Source organism: Bradyrhizobium sp. AC87j1, assembly GCF_002936975.1.
Taxonomy (GTDB): Bacteria; Pseudomonadota; Alphaproteobacteria; order Rhizobiales; family Xanthobacteraceae; genus Bradyrhizobium; species Bradyrhizobium shewense.
Genome location: NZ_PTFE01000006.1, coordinates 56424 through 71811 on the forward strand (window position 1 = coordinate 56424; position 15388 = coordinate 71811).

At 63.8% G+C, this 15388-nt stretch carries 13 protein-coding genes; 8 read left to right on the plus strand and 5 right to left on the minus strand.

The genetic code is table 11. The features are described from left to right. The first annotated feature begins 414 nt into the window (after positions 1-414). A complete protein-coding gene (locus CV770_RS05835; protein ID WP_026202466.1) occupies positions 415-2154 on the plus strand; it encodes an ATP-binding protein in 1740 nt (579 codons plus the stop codon). A 295-nt stretch (positions 2155-2449) separates the two neighbouring features. Then, positions 2450-2965, plus strand: coding sequence for an MgtC/SapB family protein (locus tag CV770_RS05840; protein WP_104461631.1), 516 nt, complete (start codon positions 2450-2452; stop codon positions 2963-2965). Between the two features lie 217 nt (positions 2966-3182). Here the strand turns inward: CV770_RS05840 and CV770_RS05850 are convergent, their stop codons facing one another. The 4 genes from CV770_RS05850 to CV770_RS42470 all read right to left on the minus strand — a co-directional run bounded on the left by CV770_RS05850 (position 3183) and on the right by CV770_RS42470 (position 10046). Further along, positions 3183-4328 carry a PepSY-associated TM helix domain-containing protein gene (locus tag CV770_RS05850; RefSeq protein ID WP_104461633.1) on the minus strand — a complete coding sequence of 382 codons (1146 nt, stop codon included), beginning with the start codon at positions 4326-4328 and terminating at the stop codon, positions 3183-3185. Between the two features lie 5 nt (positions 4329-4333). Next, a complete protein-coding gene (locus CV770_RS05855) occupies positions 4334-6403 on the minus strand; it encodes a TonB-dependent siderophore receptor (RefSeq protein ID WP_245453682.1) in 2070 nt (689 codons plus the stop codon). Positions 6404-6855: 452 nt separating this feature from the next. After that, a complete protein-coding gene (locus CV770_RS05860; RefSeq protein WP_502693586.1) occupies positions 6856-9618 on the minus strand; it encodes an HAD-IC family P-type ATPase in 2763 nt (920 codons plus the stop codon). A 284-nt stretch (positions 9619-9902) separates the two neighbouring features. Continuing rightward, a complete protein-coding gene (locus CV770_RS42470; RefSeq protein ID WP_162832236.1) occupies positions 9903-10046 on the minus strand; it encodes a hypothetical protein in 144 nt (47 codons plus the stop codon). Between the two features lie 267 nt (positions 10047-10313). Here CV770_RS42470 and CV770_RS42475 point away from each other — a divergent pair, with 267 nt between their 5' ends. Continuing rightward, the gene (locus CV770_RS42475; protein WP_165637160.1) at positions 10314-10469 is read left to right on the plus strand and encodes a hypothetical protein; all 156 of its coding nucleotides are present in this window, start codon (positions 10314-10316) and stop codon (positions 10467-10469) included. A gap of 34 nt (positions 10470-10503) precedes the next feature. On the opposite strand, the gene CV770_RS05875 is transcribed toward CV770_RS42475, so the two are convergent. Beyond that, positions 10504-11133, minus strand: a complete 630-nt coding sequence (locus tag CV770_RS05875; RefSeq protein WP_028145250.1) for a ParB-like protein — start codon at positions 11131-11133, stop codon at positions 10504-10506. A 337-nt stretch (positions 11134-11470) separates the two neighbouring features. On the opposite strand from CV770_RS05875, the gene CV770_RS05880 reads away from it, so the two are divergent. From CV770_RS05880 to CV770_RS05900, 5 genes are all read left to right on the plus strand, one after another. Then, the gene (locus CV770_RS05880; RefSeq protein ID WP_018320952.1) at positions 11471-11812 is read left to right on the plus strand and encodes a hypothetical protein; all 342 of its coding nucleotides are present in this window, start codon (positions 11471-11473) and stop codon (positions 11810-11812) included. Positions 11813-12036: 224 nt separating this feature from the next. Beyond that, positions 12037-12324 carry an acyl carrier protein gene (locus CV770_RS05885; RefSeq protein ID WP_007592476.1) on the plus strand — a complete coding sequence of 96 codons (288 nt, stop codon included), beginning with the start codon at positions 12037-12039 and terminating at the stop codon, positions 12322-12324. Positions 12325-12334: 10 nt separating this feature from the next. After that, positions 12335-12805, plus strand: a complete 471-nt coding sequence (locus CV770_RS05890; protein ID WP_091954096.1) for a 3-hydroxyacyl-ACP dehydratase FabZ family protein — start codon at positions 12335-12337, stop codon at positions 12803-12805. After that, complete coding sequence (locus CV770_RS05895) at positions 12802-14007, plus strand: beta-ketoacyl-ACP synthase (RefSeq protein ID WP_104461637.1); 1206 nt, start codon at positions 12802-12804, stop codon at positions 14005-14007. The genes CV770_RS05890 and CV770_RS05895 overlap by 4 nt, the downstream gene beginning before the upstream one ends. Positions 14008-14108: 101 nt before the next feature. After that, complete coding sequence (locus tag CV770_RS05900; protein WP_104461638.1) at positions 14109-15386, plus strand: beta-ketoacyl-ACP synthase; 1278 nt, start codon at positions 14109-14111, stop codon at positions 15384-15386. Positions 15387-15388: the final 2 nt, after the last annotated feature.

Below are 15388 nucleotides of genomic sequence, written 5' to 3' on the forward strand. Positions count from 1 at the left end.
CCTCCAGGGCACAGCTGGCGATCCGCCGACCGGATCGCGTCATCGGGCGCAAGGCTGCAACGCGCTCAGCGCCCGGAGACGGTCACGATGCCCGCCAGCCTATTTGTACTAATGTACAAATGATTAGGTCCCGTCAACAAATCAAACACCCCCTGGGTGGAAGGAAGACGTCCCCCGAACGGTGGAACTGACTGGCCGGATGGTAAAGTGTTCCTTAATTGCCTATCGGCGCCAATGGCGCGAAATTGCGCCAATTTCCCGCCGTTTCCGCCAGTAAGTATGCAATCGGAACAAACCTCGCGGCCGAATTGTCGCGGATTTAACGAAGTGCCCGCGCCTGGCGCTTAACCGTTTGTGCAGCCGCGGCCGCGCATAGTCCGGGCAAATCCCTCGCTCTCGCCAGGTTCATTCATCGTGACATCCTTTGGACGCGTGATTTCGGTTCGCGGATCGCTGGCCCGGGTCGGGCTGCTGGCAGAAAGCCAGATGCCGATCTCGGAAGTTCGGGCGACCGTCGGCCGCTTCGTTAGTATTCGCAGCGCCAGCTCGGTCATCGTTGCGATGATCACCGAGGTGTCCTGCGAGAACCTGTCGAGCAGCGACAGTTATATCGCGGTTGCCTCGGTCGACCTGCTCGGCGAGATCCTCAACGCCAGCGACAAGCCGAAATTCCAGCGCGGCGTCACCAACTATCCGACCATCGGCGATTCCGTCGATCTGATTACCAGCCAGGAGCTGCGCACGATCTACGCGCCGACCGGCTCGGACCAGATCAATGTCGGCTTCCTCCAGCAGGATCGCTCGGTCGTCGCCTATGTCGATGTCGAGGAAATGCTGTCCAAGCATTTTGCAGTGCTGGGATCGACCGGCGTCGGCAAATCCACCGGCGTGTCGCTGCTGCTCAACGAGATCCTGAAGGCGCGCCCGAACCTGCGCATCTTCCTGCTGGACGTGCACAACGAATATGGCCGTTGCTTCGGCGACCGCGCGCTGGTGCTCAACCCGCGAAACCTGAAGCTGCCGTTCTGGCTGTTCAATTTCGAGGAAATCGTCGACGTGCTGTTCGGCGGCCGCGCCGGCGTGCCCGAGGAGCTCGACATCCTGGCCGAGGTGATCCCGCTCGCCAAGGGGGTGTACACCCAATACCAGAACGCCGACCGCATCGGCCTCAAGCGCATCGATCCCAAGCAGATCGGCTACACCGTCGACACCCCGGTGCCGTACCGCCTGGTCGACCTGATGTCGCTGATCGACGAGCGCATGGGCAAGCTCGAGAACCGCTCCTCGCGCATCATCTATCACAAGCTGATCTCGCGCATCGAAGCGGTGCGCAACGACCCCCGCTACGCCTTCATGTTCGACAACGCCAATGTCGGCGGCGACACCATGGCCGAGGTCATCAGCCATCTGTTCCGCCTGCCGGCGAACGGCAAGCCGATGACGGTGATGCAGCTCGCCGGCTTCCCGGCCGAGGTCATCGATTCCGTCGTCTCGGTGCTGTGCCGCATGGCCTTCGATTTCGGCCTGTGGAGCGACGGCGTCTCGCCGCTGCTGTTCGTCTGCGAGGAAGCGCATCGCTACGCCTCCGCCGACCGCAACATCGGCTTCGGCCCGACCCGCAAGGCGGTGTCGCGCATCGCCAAGGAAGGCCGCAAATACGGCGTCTATCTCGGTCTCATCACCCAGCGTCCGGCCGAGCTCGACGCCACCATCATCTCCCAGTGCAATACGCTGTTCACGATGCGTCTTGCCAACGAGCGCGACCAGGCGCTGCTGCGCGCCGCGGTGTCGGACGCCGCCGCAAACCTGCTCTCCTTCGTGCCTTCGCTCGGCACGCGTGAAGTGCTGGCCTTCGGCGAAGGCGTCGCACTACCGACCCGGTTGCGCTTCAAGGAGGTGCCACCGCACCAATTGCCTCGCGGCGAAGCCACCATCAGCAGCGTGCCTTCGGTCACCTCCGGCCACGACATGCACTTCGTCAGCGCCGTGCTCGAACGCTGGCGCGGCGCCACCTCGCAGCGCGACGTGCCGAACGACCCTGTGTTCTCGGCTCCGCCCGCCAAGACGCTCTCCAACGTCGAGGCCCCGATGCTGCAGCCCTCGATGGGGCTCGATCCGGACCGCTTCTCGCTCCTGAAGAAGCCGCTGCGGTAAAGACTCTCGTGTCCCGGACGCGCTGCAGCGTGAAACGCTGCTGCGCAGAGCCGAGAGCCACGCCACAATCACGGCACTCTCGGAGACATGGGCCCCGGCTCAGCAGCGCACCGCACCGGACGATGCTTCGCATCGCCGGGAGCGCTGCGCTGCGTCCGGGGCACGAGACCTTGCTTGGCCTCTGGAGCGGTTCGCTCGCATCGACTATGTTTTGCCGGCGCGAAGCCGGCTTCATCCCCATGATAGCCCGCGCGCAACCTCATGGGACGCGTGCCGAGAGGGCGACGGATAAAACATGACCGAACTGGATTGGCCCGAAATTCTGCTGCGCCTCGGAAGCGCGACGCTCGCCGGTAGCGCGATCGGCCTGAACCGCGACTTGCACGGCAAGCCGATCGGGCTGAAGACGCTCGGCATCGTCGGGCTCTCCACCGCGGCCGTCGTGCTGCTCGCGGTACAGTTCGCCGAGCCTGGCAAGATCACCGATGCGACGAGCCGTGTGATCCAGGGCATCCTGACCGGCATCGGCTTTCTCGGAGCCGGCGTCATCGTCCACGAGAGCGATCGTTTTCGCGTGCGCGGCCTAACCAGCGCGGCCTGCACCTTCCTCGCCGCCTGTCTCGGCATTGCGTGCGGCGCCGGGCAATGGAAAATAGTGCTAGTCGCGCTGGCCTTCGCTTTCGTGCTGCTCACCATCGGCCGCCGTGTCGAGCGCTGGCTGCATCGGATGCTTGGCGGCAAGGATGAGAGACGTGACGTCGGCCGCGACATCGAAGCACGCCATTTGTCAGAGCCCGATCGGCATCCATAGACCTCAGCGCGGTTGACCCGCGCGACGCCAGCAGAAGATGGCCAGAACGACCGGCAGCGACAACGCCAGCCACGAAAGAGCGTCCCACGCACCGTCTCCGACGAGCGCAAGGCCGAGCCCTGCGCCGCAGATGACGCCGACAAGGACAGGCCAGCGGAAGACATCCCATGCGCTTCTGTGGACCCGAGGCTGGTTCCGGGAGGGAATGGCCATAGGACTAGACGCCGACTGCCGCGGACCGGCCCGCGTCGAGCCGCTTGCGGCGGACCGAGGATTTCCGCCGCGCGATCCAGAGATAGATCCCGCTGACGAGGACGATGATCGTGATGAAGTCCAGCAGCGCCCAAATGATTTTCAGCGGAAGCCCGCCATAGTCCCCGAAATGCAGCGGGCGCGAGACCTGAAGCGTCTTCAGATACCAGGGCACCTCGGGGGCCACGATCGTCTTGCCGTCATTGGCGTCGACGAGCATCGGCTGGAGCATGCGCGCCGTGAAGGGCGTCGCGCCCTTGGTCCAGATGACCAAGTGCTGCGGGCTGCCGAAGCGTGCCGATGTCGGCATCGTCACCGAGGTGACCAGACGATCCGGAAATCTCGCGCGGACGAGCTCGACGGCAGTCTGAACCGACGGGATCGGAGCCACGGGCTTGCCGAGATGAGGCGCCAGCAAGACCGGGATCAACTGCGCGCGCCACAGGTCGAACAGCGGCGTCGCCAGCGTGTTGATCATGCCGGTGAGACCCACCACCGTCGCCCAGGTCACGGTAACGATGCCGAAGAGATTATGGGTGTCGAGCCATTCGGCGCGAGGCGATGATCGCCGTCGGATCGTGCCGAAATCGAGCCGGCGCATGAACGGCCAATAGACGATCACGCCGGAGATGATCGACGCGGCGAACACGAGACCCATCGCGCCGAGAAACAATTCGCCCGGCAGGCCTGCAAACATGTCCTTGTGAATTCGCAACACGAAATCCATGACGCTCTGATGTGAAGCCTCCTCCCCGAGCATTTCGCCCGTCCGCGCATCGAACGTTAGACGATGGAAGTTACCCGGCGCCGGGACAGCGGTCGGAGACACCGCGACCGTCACCAGCGGCTCCGTCTGCTTGAGATTGAGAAGCAGGACGTAGTGCCCCGGAAAGCGCGCTTGAGCCGCAGCGATCATCCGGTCGAGCGAGAGACGCGGCGTTCCCTCCGGCATGGCGGGCGCCGCGATCTCATCCTCGAGCAGATCGTCGATCTCGTCGTGGAAGACCAGCGGAAGCCCGGTCACGCACAGCATCAGCAGAAACAGCATGCACACCAGCGACGTCCAGGTGTGAATGCGCGACCATAGCCGGATCGTGCGTGCCTGAACCATGATCTCTACCAGCGATAGCTGACGGTGCCCGCGATGGTGCGCGGGCTGGTGTATTGGCAGCCGCCGTTCGCCGTGCAGGCAAGCGTGACGCGATCGGCGATGTTCTTCACGTTGAGCGCCAGGTTGACGCCCTTCGGCTGGCGATAATGCAGGCCGGCATCGAACACGACGTAGCCCTCGTTGACGATGGTGTTGGTGATATCGGCGAAGGTCGGCCCGTTGTAGCGGACGCCGCCGCCAAGACCCCAGCCATCCCATGTGCCGCCCTGGATAGTGTAGTCGAGATAGGCCGACGCCATCTGGCGGGCGACCAGCGTCGGCACCTTGCCGAGGTCGGTGCCAGTGCTCTGCGTCACCTTCACATCCTGGTTGGTGTAGGTCGCCACCAGGTTCAGCCCGGGCATGATCTGCGCCAGCGTCTCGAACTCGAAGCCGCGCGAATTCACTTCGCCGAGTTGGACCGAGAAGCCGAGATGCGATGGATCGCTCGTGAGCGAGTTTTGCCGCGTCAAGTCATACAGCGCCACCGTCATCAACAAGGTCCGCGACGGTTGATATTTGACGCCGATCTCATGCTGCTGCGCCCTCGTCGGCTTGAACGGGCTGCCCGCAAAGTCCGTGCCCGGCGTCGGCAGAAACGATTCCGAATAGCTGTAGTAAGGCGCCACTCCGGAATCGAACACGTAGGAGACGGCTCCTCGCTTGGTGAAGGCCGTGTCCTTGGTGTCGGTGGTCTTGTTGGTCGCCAAGGCGTAGGTGTTCTGTTCCGAGGCGTCGTAACGTCCGCCCAACGTGAAGATCCAGTTCTGGATCTTCATCTGGTCCTGCGCATAGACGCCGACTTGGTCGATCGTCTGGTTCGCCGAGGGGGCGGTGAGCGCAGTCGGAACCGCGATGGTTTGGTCATAGACTGGATTGATCTTGCTCAGCGGCGGTGCAGCTCCGAAATAGGTCCGGTCCGTCATGTTGAACGTCAGATAGTCGACGCCGGAGACCACCGTATGTTGGAGCGGCCCGGTGCTGAACTTGCTGATCAGGTGGTTGTCGGTCGACAGGGTATCGATCTGCTCCCGGATACGCATCGAACGTCGCGGAAAAACCGTGGTCGTATCGAGCGGAGTTCCGATGAACGTCAGATACCGATAATCGAGCTCGGTGTGGCCATAACGAGCCTTGGATTCGAAGATCAGGTTGTTGTTGAAGCGGTGCTCGAGTTGGTAGCCGACACGCTCCTGCTCCTGGTCGAATTTGTTGTAGCTGGGGTCGCCGAGAAACACCGGCAATGCCGTGATGCCGGTGACCTTCCCGCCCGTCACATGGACCATCGACAGCGGAAAGGCATTTCCAGTCACATCGTGCGTGTAGTCGGCGAGAATGGTCAGCGTCGTATCGTTGGTCGGCTTCCAGGTCACGGCCGGGGCGATATAGGTCCGGTTGTCCTTCACGAAATTCGAGAAGTTCGCGATCTGCGCATCGGAATCCCTGAACACGCCGGTCAGCCGATAGAGCAGCGTACCGTCCTTGGTCGCGGGACCGCCGAAATCGAAAGCGCCCTGGAAGCGGTTGTAATTGCCGAACTGGCCGACGATCTCGCCGAAGGCCCGTTCGGGCGGCCGCTTGCTGATGACGTCAACGAGGCCGCCCGGCGCGCCCTGCCCGTACATGACCGAGCTCGGTCCCTTGATGACGTCGATGCGTTCGAAGCCGTAGGGCTCGTTGCGGAACAGCGACAAGAAGTTGGGATCGCCGACCTCACGAAGCCCGTCGCGATAGGCACCGTAGCCATTGTTGTCGAAGCCGCGGATGAAGACGTTGTCGAAGCGCGGGTCTTTGCCGCCCGGCTGGATGGCGAGACCTGCGACATACTGCAATCCTTCGACAAGCGTCGTGGCCGAGCGCGCATCGAGCTGATCGCGGCTGACCACCGAAACGGATTGAGGTGTCTCAAGAATAGGTGTGTCGGACTTCATCGCAGCCGAGCTGACGACGGGCACAAACCCCTTCACCGGATCCGTACCGCGTTCCACCGCAGCGGAGGCCGGCTGAGAACCGGCCTCGGCAGCCTGTCCTGCCACGTGTGATCGCGCACGTCGGACACTCGCAGATCGCGAGCTGCGCGATGTCGTGACCTGACGCTTGTTCGCGCGGCCTTGCTCGACCACGACGGGCGGAAGATCCGATGCTCCACTCACGCCCTGGGCTTGCGCGTTGTCGCCAAAGGCGATGGCGGGAGGAAGCACGAGAAGACCGCACAACGTCGACACGCATCCGCGCTTCGTTGCGCGTGCGTCAAACACAAATTCCAGCATTCCCAGTCCCCGAATTTACGGGGACGACCATGCAAAGACTCCGAACGCACAATCAAAGTCTTTCGGACATTCACGTCGTAGAATCTATGTAGACTAGACCTGTTCTAATGAAACGACGTCAGCATCTCGCAGGCGTCTTCCGTTGGCTGCACGAATTCCCGACGCTGAACGATTCCCGCCGCGCGCCGCGATGAGCGATCGACCTGCCGCGTCACGATCTAGAATCGTAAGCGTCGTGCCCATATGGGTTTCAGCAATTCGAGCACCGTGAGCACCAGCAATCCCGCGCCGAGCGTGACCATGAGATCGTCGAGGTGCAGAGGACCGAAACGAAACAGACTGGACGCGGGTGACCAAAACAGGGCCGCGGCCAGAACGAGCGCGATCGACAGGAATATCCAGAGCAAAGCCGGATTCGGACGGAAGAACGCTGACAAGAACGACGCGCTGAAGGACCGGTTGACCAGCACCAGCGCGACGACGCAGACGACCAGCGCGATGAAAGCCAGCGTGCGCGCCTCGTCGGGTGGAATACCGGAACGAAGCGCAACGACGAAAATCACGGCGATCAAGGCAAATGCCATGACGCCTTGAAGGATGCTCCAGCCGACCAAAGCCCACGAGAACAATTCCGCATCGGCGCGCCGCGGCGGGCGCGTCATGACATCGCGCTCCTCCCGCTCGGCTTCGAACACGAGCGAGCAGACCGGGTCGATGATCAGCTCCAGAAACGCAATGTGAACGGGTCCGAGAATCAGAGGCAGCCCGAAAACCAGCGGAAGCAGGGCGAGCCCCGCGATCGGAACGTGGACGGCGAAAATGAAGGCCATCGCCTTGCGGAGATTGTCGTAGATCCGGCGCCCCAGCCGGATGGATGCGACGATGGAGCCGAAATCGTCGTCGAGCAGGACGATCGAGGATGCCTCACGGGCGACATCGGTGCCGCGGCCACCCATCGCGATCCCGATATGGGCCGCCTTCAGGGACGGCGCGTCGTTGACGCCGTCGCCGGTCATCGCGACGATCTCGCCGTTGCGCTTCATCGCCTGAACGATCCGCAGCTTCTGCTCCGGCAGGACCCGCGCGAACACGTTCACGTTCCTGACGAGGGCCTCCAGCGCGCTCTCGTCCGCGAGCCTGATCTGCTCACCGGCCGCGACCTCGTTGACGTCGAGCCCGGCCTGCCTGGCGATCGCCATGGCGGTCGCCGGATAGTCGCCCGTAATCATGACGACGCGGATGCCGGCCGAGCGACATTCGGCCACCGCCTCGGGGACGTGCGGACGAAGCGGATCGGCCAACCCGACCAGACCGAGGAAGCGAAAGGAAAAACCTTCCTGCGAGCCCGGCAGGGCCTCGCCGTCGCAGGTCGCGGCGGCCACACCGAGCACGCGAAGACCGTCCTTCGCCATCGCCGCGACCGCATCCCGCATCGCGTCCTGGTCCGCACCATCCAACTTGCAGAGGCGCGCAATCGCTTCGGGAGCACCTTTGGCCGAGGCGAACACTCCCTGGGACGATTGCCAAACCTGGGTCATCGCCAGCAGCTCGGGGCGCAGGCCGTAGGTGCGGATCAAGGTCCGAGCGCCCGGGGTTTCATCATCCTCCGGCAGGCTCGCCTGCGCGAACGCATGCAGGGCCTTCTCCATCGGATCGAATGGTTCGGGCGAGCTCGCTAGAGCACTGCAACGCGCCAGCTCGAAAAACTCCGCTCCCACGGGCGCTGGCTGCGAAGACACGGGGCGCACGCTCGTCCCATCGCGTAGCCTCAGCTCCGCAACCGACATCCGGTTCTGTGTCAGCGTGCCGGTCTTGTCGGTGCACAGCACCGTGGCGGAGCCGAGCACCTCGATCGCGGCCGCGCGCCGCGTCAGCACCCGCGCCTTCGAGATCCGCCAGGCGCCCATGGCCATGAACACCGTGAGGACGACGGCAAACTCCTCAGGCAGCATGGACATGCCGATCGCGATGCCTCCGAGCATCGCCTGCAGCCAATCCCCGCGCAACGTTCCGTAAAGCAGGACGGCGGCCAGGCTGATCGCCGCGCCGCCGAGAAAGCAAAGCCGTACGAGCCGTGCGGTCTGCTGCTGCAGCCGCGGCGGCTCCGGCTGCAAGCCATGCAGCGACAGTCCGATCTTCCCGATCTCGCTGCGAGGGCCGGTGGCCTCGACCTCGGCGAGGCCCTCGCCTCGCACGACCAGCGAGCCCGAATACACGAAAGGCAGGTCATCGCCGCCCGGGCGATGCTCAGCCAAGGCGGCCTTTTCAGTCAAGGAAGCTTTGGCGACCGGCGTCTTGACGGCCTGCTTGCGAACCGGGACCGATTCTCCGGTCAGCAGGGACTCATCGACCGCCAGATCACGCGCGCTGACGAGTACCGCATCCGCTGGAATCCGATCGCCCTCGGCCAGGACGAGGCGATCGCCGCGAACGACGTCCCGGCCCGCGATGCGCCGACGCTCCCCGTCCCTGACCACGAGCGCTCGCGGACTGGTCAGCTCTCGCAACGCCTCCAGCACGCGCTCGGTGCGGGTTTCCTGCACGATCGTAATCACGACGGAGATCGCGCCGAATGCCAGGAGGAGCAGCGCCTCGCGGAGGTCGCCGAGCAGCAGGTAGACCAGCCCGCCACACAGAAGGAGGGCGAGCATCGGCTCGCGCAACACCTCCAGCACGATGCGCAGCGGCGTGCGCCGTTCGGGCCGTGGCAGTTCGTTGTAACCTTCCTGTTGCAGCCGCAGCCGGGCCTCGGTTTCGCTGAGCCCGGCCGAACCGCCGCTTTCTGTCCTGCTCACGTCTTCCGCCGCATGCTCCAGAGACTTCCAGCCCCCACGACGGCTGTCACGAGCAGGACGGCGACGAAGGTCTGGATGATGGTGAAGTTCAGGGCATCGCGCGCGACGAACAGCGCGGTGACCGCGCCGGCGACGATAAAGACGATGCGAAAGATGATGCTCACGGCCGTGCCTCCAGTCTTGCATGACTTGGAGCCCGGGCCCGCGACGTCGGGGCACAACGCTGCTTCTGCAACCATGCAGGCAGACTCTAACCGGTCAAAGCGAGGCAGACTTGCGGCAGGTCAAGCCTGATCCGGCCATCGCCGCGTGCGGCCGGTCGACGGGTGCGACCTGATGTCCACGTCGAAGCGATCAGCCGCTATGCCGCTAAAGCGCGATGCGATCAGGATGAATCGTCATCGCGCTTTAGGTTGTTGTTTAAGCATGATCTTTTCGGAAAACCGCTGCGCACTTTTCCGGATCATGCTTTACCGCTTCGCCATCAACTCGAGCGCCGGAGCAAAGCGCTCCGCGAACGTCAACGACTTCGCGTGGTGAACTGCGGCAAACGATGCCGAAATCCCTGCAGAAGCGACCGCGAGCAACGCAATTACGAAAGCCAGACGGCGCATGTTCGCCTCCTGTGTGAGCTCGTCTACCCCATAGAAATGGGACTGCTCTGTTTCAGGACGGTTTCATGGGCGCGGAAATTGATTTCACTCAAGCGCCTGTGATGGGATCCGGCTTATCTGGACGCATTCCGTAACCAACTAACAATGGTCGACGTATTTTGCAGCGGAGCGCGGCCGTGTTGGGAATTCTACATCCGCGGACATGATCCTAAGCACTGCGGCGACCAGCAGCATTCGCTGGAATGGGAGTCATCAAGGACTATTCAAATGAAGATCGTGATCCAGAAGCTCAATGGCCTGTGGCATCTCATCGTCGGGTCGAGCCAGATCCGAACGCCCTTCCTGGACACTCAGGACCGCGCGCTGGTGGTCACTTACGCCCGCCGCGCCTATCCCGGCGCCAGGATCTTCCAGCGCGACTGATGTGAGGCATCACCGCACGCGATTCCCGACGCCCCTAATCATCGTCCTCCGGACCGCACCAGCCGGGCAGATAGATCGCGTCCTTGCTCTTGGCTGCGGACATCGCCTTCTCGATCGCCTTGTCGAAATCGGCCTCCACCGTCTTGCGCGAGACTTTTCGGCGCAGGAAATCGGCCCACAGGAATTCGGAGAACGGCGTGGTGTCCTTGGCGAAGCCGCCCAGGCGGCGCAATTCGCCGGCAAGGCTGCGGAACGGATCGTCCTTGAGATCGGCAACCGATTTGGGCAGGTCGCGGAACTGTCGCCGTTCGCCCTTGGCGTCGTAAGGATAGACCCAACGCTTGTTGTCCATCACGCCCCAGAAGGCCTCGCGCTCGACCATGCGGAGGTCGCCGACGATGGTCACCAGCACCTCCTTGACGCCTTCGTCGTGCAGCGCGCGGCCGAGATGATGATGGTCGATCACATAGTACCGCGCGTCTGGGCCGTAGACGACGGGGATCATGTGCTTGCCGAGAAGATCGGCCTGCTTCTTCTTGTCATGCTCGCGCCAGCGCTTCCGCTTCTCCTTGACCTCGCGCATGCCGACCGTCATCTGCGTCGGCCGGAGCGACAGGATCGGGACCGGGTGCACTCTCGGCTCACGCGCGTTGGTCGTGGTCATGGTCGAAGGCCCCTCGCATGAATGCAACTGACGGTTCAGGTTCCACGACTATGGCATGGGCTATGCGGCGGCAAAACGTGTTCGGAAGGACGCGGAGATCACAAGCCGATGTAACGGGGAACGAAGGTGTGAAGTCCTTGGCCCTTGCTACCTCCGTGTTGCAACGCAACCCTTGCATCCCTGCCGCCGACACGACGGCCGGTTCCGCGGTCGCTTCCCACACTCCATGTACAAATAGTGCGAGCGTACAAATGCACGCGGGCATTGCGAAGATTTTCTGCAACACGTTCATCACGTGTGCTATCTAAAATCGCTGCTTCGGAGTGATCCCCGCCCCATGACTACCCAGCGGCCCATAAGCTCTGACGACGAGCACCGGGTGCTCCAGTTCAGGCCGCGCACCTCGCCTTCCCCGACGGTCCACCGAGGTAGCGGCACCGTGCAGCCGTTGCGAGTCGCCCCCGAACCGCTCGACCTGTCGCGCTACGAGAAGCCCCGCGCCGAGCCGGACGATTTCCGCCATCGTATGCTCGCCAACATCGCGGCGCTGGCCTTCACCATCGCGCTGACCGCAATCGGAATTTGGCTCGCGGTGAGCATCGCCGACCTCCGCCGGACCCAGGATTGCGTGCTGATGGGCCGTCGCGACTGCGTCAAGATCACGACGCCGCACATCTAGGCCCGTCTCGCCCCGGCCTCGGCGAGCAGGGGACTTCAGCCGGGGCATCCCCAGCCCTGTCGCGCCGCCTGCCCGGCTCCATTGAACTCAGGGCGGCGCTCCGATATACGGGCTTTCGACCCGGCCAGAGGGGGGTTTGAGGGCGTCATAAGGGGCGCGATGCCCACCCACCGTGCCACTCTGGACAATCTGACAAATATCAGCAATATATCAAAGGCTTAGTGATGTCTTCCACATTCGATCAGGTCGCCACGATCATCGCTGAAACCTGCGACATCCCGCGCGACACGATCACGCCGGATAGTCATGCCATTGACGATCTCGGCATCGACAGCCTCGATTTCCTTGATATCGCGTTTGCGATCGACAAGCAGTTCGGCATCAAGCTCCCGCTGGAAAAGTGGACCCAGGAGGTCAACGACGGCAAGGCGACCACCGAGCAGTATTTCGTGCTGAAGAATCTGTGCGCCCGCATCGACGAACTGGTTGCGGCCAAGGGCGCGAGCGCCTAAGCGCGCGGTCATGCAACTCGAATACTTCCACATGATCGATCGCATCGTCGACCTCAAGGTCGACGAGAAGACGATCGTCGTCGAAGCGCAGGTCCCGCAGGAGAGCACCATCTTCGAGGGGCACTTCCCGGGTTACCCCTTGATGCCCGGCGTGCTCCTGATCGAATCGATGGCGCAGGCCTCGGGCTGGCTTCAGCTCGGCGTGTTCAAGTTCGAGCGCATGCCGATCCTTGCCGCCGTGAAGGAGGCCAAGGTCCGCGGCTCGGTCTTCCCCGGCGATCTCATGAGCATCGAGGCGAGCCTCACCCATGAAGGCTCCGGCTATGCCATGACCGAAGCCAAGATCAGGGTCGGCGGCAAGCTGCGCGCGAATTCGGCGCTGACCTTCACGCTGATCCCCTTCCCCAATGCGGATATGCGCGGCTACATGGCGAAAGTCGCCGAGCGCGTCGGCTTTCCGCAACAGGCCGTATCGCCATGACTGACACTGCTTCGAAGCCCGGCCAGACCGAAGTCTGGATCACCGGCATTGGACTCGCGACCTCGCTCGGCGAGGGCCTGGACGCCAACTGGGCCGCGCTTCAGGAGAAGCGCATCAATGTCGACGAGAAGGGCTTTGCGCCCTACGTCGTGCATCCCTTGACGCCTGTTAGCTTCGACAGCCAGATCCCGAAGAAGGGCGACCAGCGCCAGATGGAAGCCTGGCAGCGCATCGGCACCTATGCCGCCGGCCTTGCGCTCGATTCCGCCGGGATCAAGGGCAACAAGGACATCCTGTCGAAGATCGACATGGTGGTGGCAGCAGGCGGCGGCGAGCGCGATCTCAACGTCGACACCGGCGTCTTGACGGCCGAGGCCAAGGGGGCGAACGCGCCCGGCTTCCTCAACGAACGGCTGATGAGCGATCTCAGGCCGACGCTGTTCCTGGCGCAGCTCTCCAACCTGCTCGCCGGCAACATCGCCATCGTGCACGGACTTGGCGGCACCTCGCGCACCTTCATGGGCGAAGAGGTCGCCGGCGCCGATGCCGCCCGCATCGCGCTTGCACGCATCGCCTCGGGCGAGAGCGACATCGCGCTGGTCGGCGGCTCGCACAATGGCGAGCGCAAGGACTTGCTCGTCCTCTACGAATTCGGCGATTTCAACCTCAAGGACAAGTTCGCTCCTGTCTGGGCGCGCAAGGACCACGCCGGCTTCGCGCTGGGATCTGCCGGCGCCTTCCTGGTGCTGGAGTCGAAAGCGCACGCGCAAGCGCGCGGCGCAAAGCCGTTCGCAAGGCTTTCGAGCGTCGTCGCCGACCTCGCCCGGCGCAAGCAGCCCGGCGACATGACCGCAACGCTGGAGCAACTGTGGGCCAAGCTGCCCAAGCGCGAAGGCAAGGGCGCGATCATCTCGGGCGCGACGGGTGCAGAGCCCGCCACAAGCGAAGAGCGCGGCTTCCTGAAGGGCCATGCCGACTTCCCGGTGCGTTCGACCGGCACGATGTTCGGCCACACGATGGAGACGCAATTCCCGCTCGGCATCGCGCTCGCCGCGCTGTCGATCTCGCGCGGCGCGCTGTTCCCGCCGAACGATTCGACGGGCACCGAGATTGAAATGCAGGGAGCGCCCACCCAGATTGTGGTGGTGGGGGCCGGACACTGGCGCGGCGAAGGCATGGCGCTGGTCGAGGCAGTTAGCTAAAGCGCGTCGCGCTTTAGCGAGTTAATGTTTGGAGCATGATCTTTCCGGAAAACCGCGTCACACTTTTCCGGATCATGCTCTAGGTCTATCGGGGGATCGACATGACTGCACCACGCGACAAACTCGGGCGTCCCGTCGTCGTCATCACCGGCATGGGCATCATGACCTCGCTCGGTGCCGGCAAGGCCGACAATTGGGCCAAGCTCGTCGCCGGCGAATCCGGCATCCGCACCATCACGCGCTTTCCGGTCGACGGCCTGAAGACCACGATGGCCGGCACCGTCGATTTCGTCAGCGTCGATCCGTTCTCCTCCACCGCCCTGTCCGAGCGGATGGCTGAGCTCGTGACGGAGGAAGCGCTCGAGCAGGCCGGCATCGGCGCCAAGGCCGATTTCCCGGGACCCCTGTTCCTCGCGGTTGCGCCGGTCGAAGTCGAATGGCCGCAGCGCCGCGAGCTCGGCCGCGCCGTCGGTGCGCTCGACTTCAACTATGACGATCTCTTGCGCATCTCCGGCGGCGGCAAGTACAGCGCCTATCATCACCGCTTCATGTTCGGCTCGGTGGCCGCGCATCTCGCCGAGACCTTTGGCACCAAGGGCTCGCCGATCTCGCTGTCGACGGCCTGCGCGTCCGGAGCCACCTCGATCCAGCTCGGCGTCGAGGCGATCCGCCGCGGCGAGACCGATGCTGCGCTGTGCGTCGCGACCGACGGCACCGTGAACCCCGAGGCCCTCGTGCGCTTCTCGCTGCTCTCGGCGCTGTCGACCCAGAACGATCCGCCGCAGGCGGCCTCCCGCCCCTTCTCCAAGAACCGCGACGGCTTCGTCATGGCCGAAGGCGCAGGCGCGCTCGTGCTGGAAAGCTACGAGGCCGCCACCGCGCGCGGCGCAAAGATCCTCGGCGTGATCGCCGGCTGCGGCGAGCTCACCGATTCCTTCCATCGCACCCGCTCTTCGCCCGATGGCAAGCCGATCATCGGCTGCATGAACAAGACGCTGGCCGATGCCGGCATGACGCCGGACCAGATCGACCACATCAACGCGCACGGCACGGCGACGCCCGAGAACGACAAGATGGAGTTCAACACGACATCGGCCGTGTTCGGCGAGCTCGCGCAGAAGATTCCGGTGACCTCCAACAAGTCGATGGTCGGCCACACCATCTCGGCGGCCGGCGCGGTCGAGGCGATCTTCTCGCTGCTCACGCTCGAGCATCAGCGCATCCCGCCGACGATCAATTACGAGACGCCGGATCCCACGATCCTGTTCAACGTCGTCGGCAACAAGGCACGCGACGCCCGCGTCACCGCGGTGATGTCGAACTCGTTCGGCTTCGGCGGCCAGAACGCCTCGCTGATCCTGACCCGCGAACCGGCCTGACC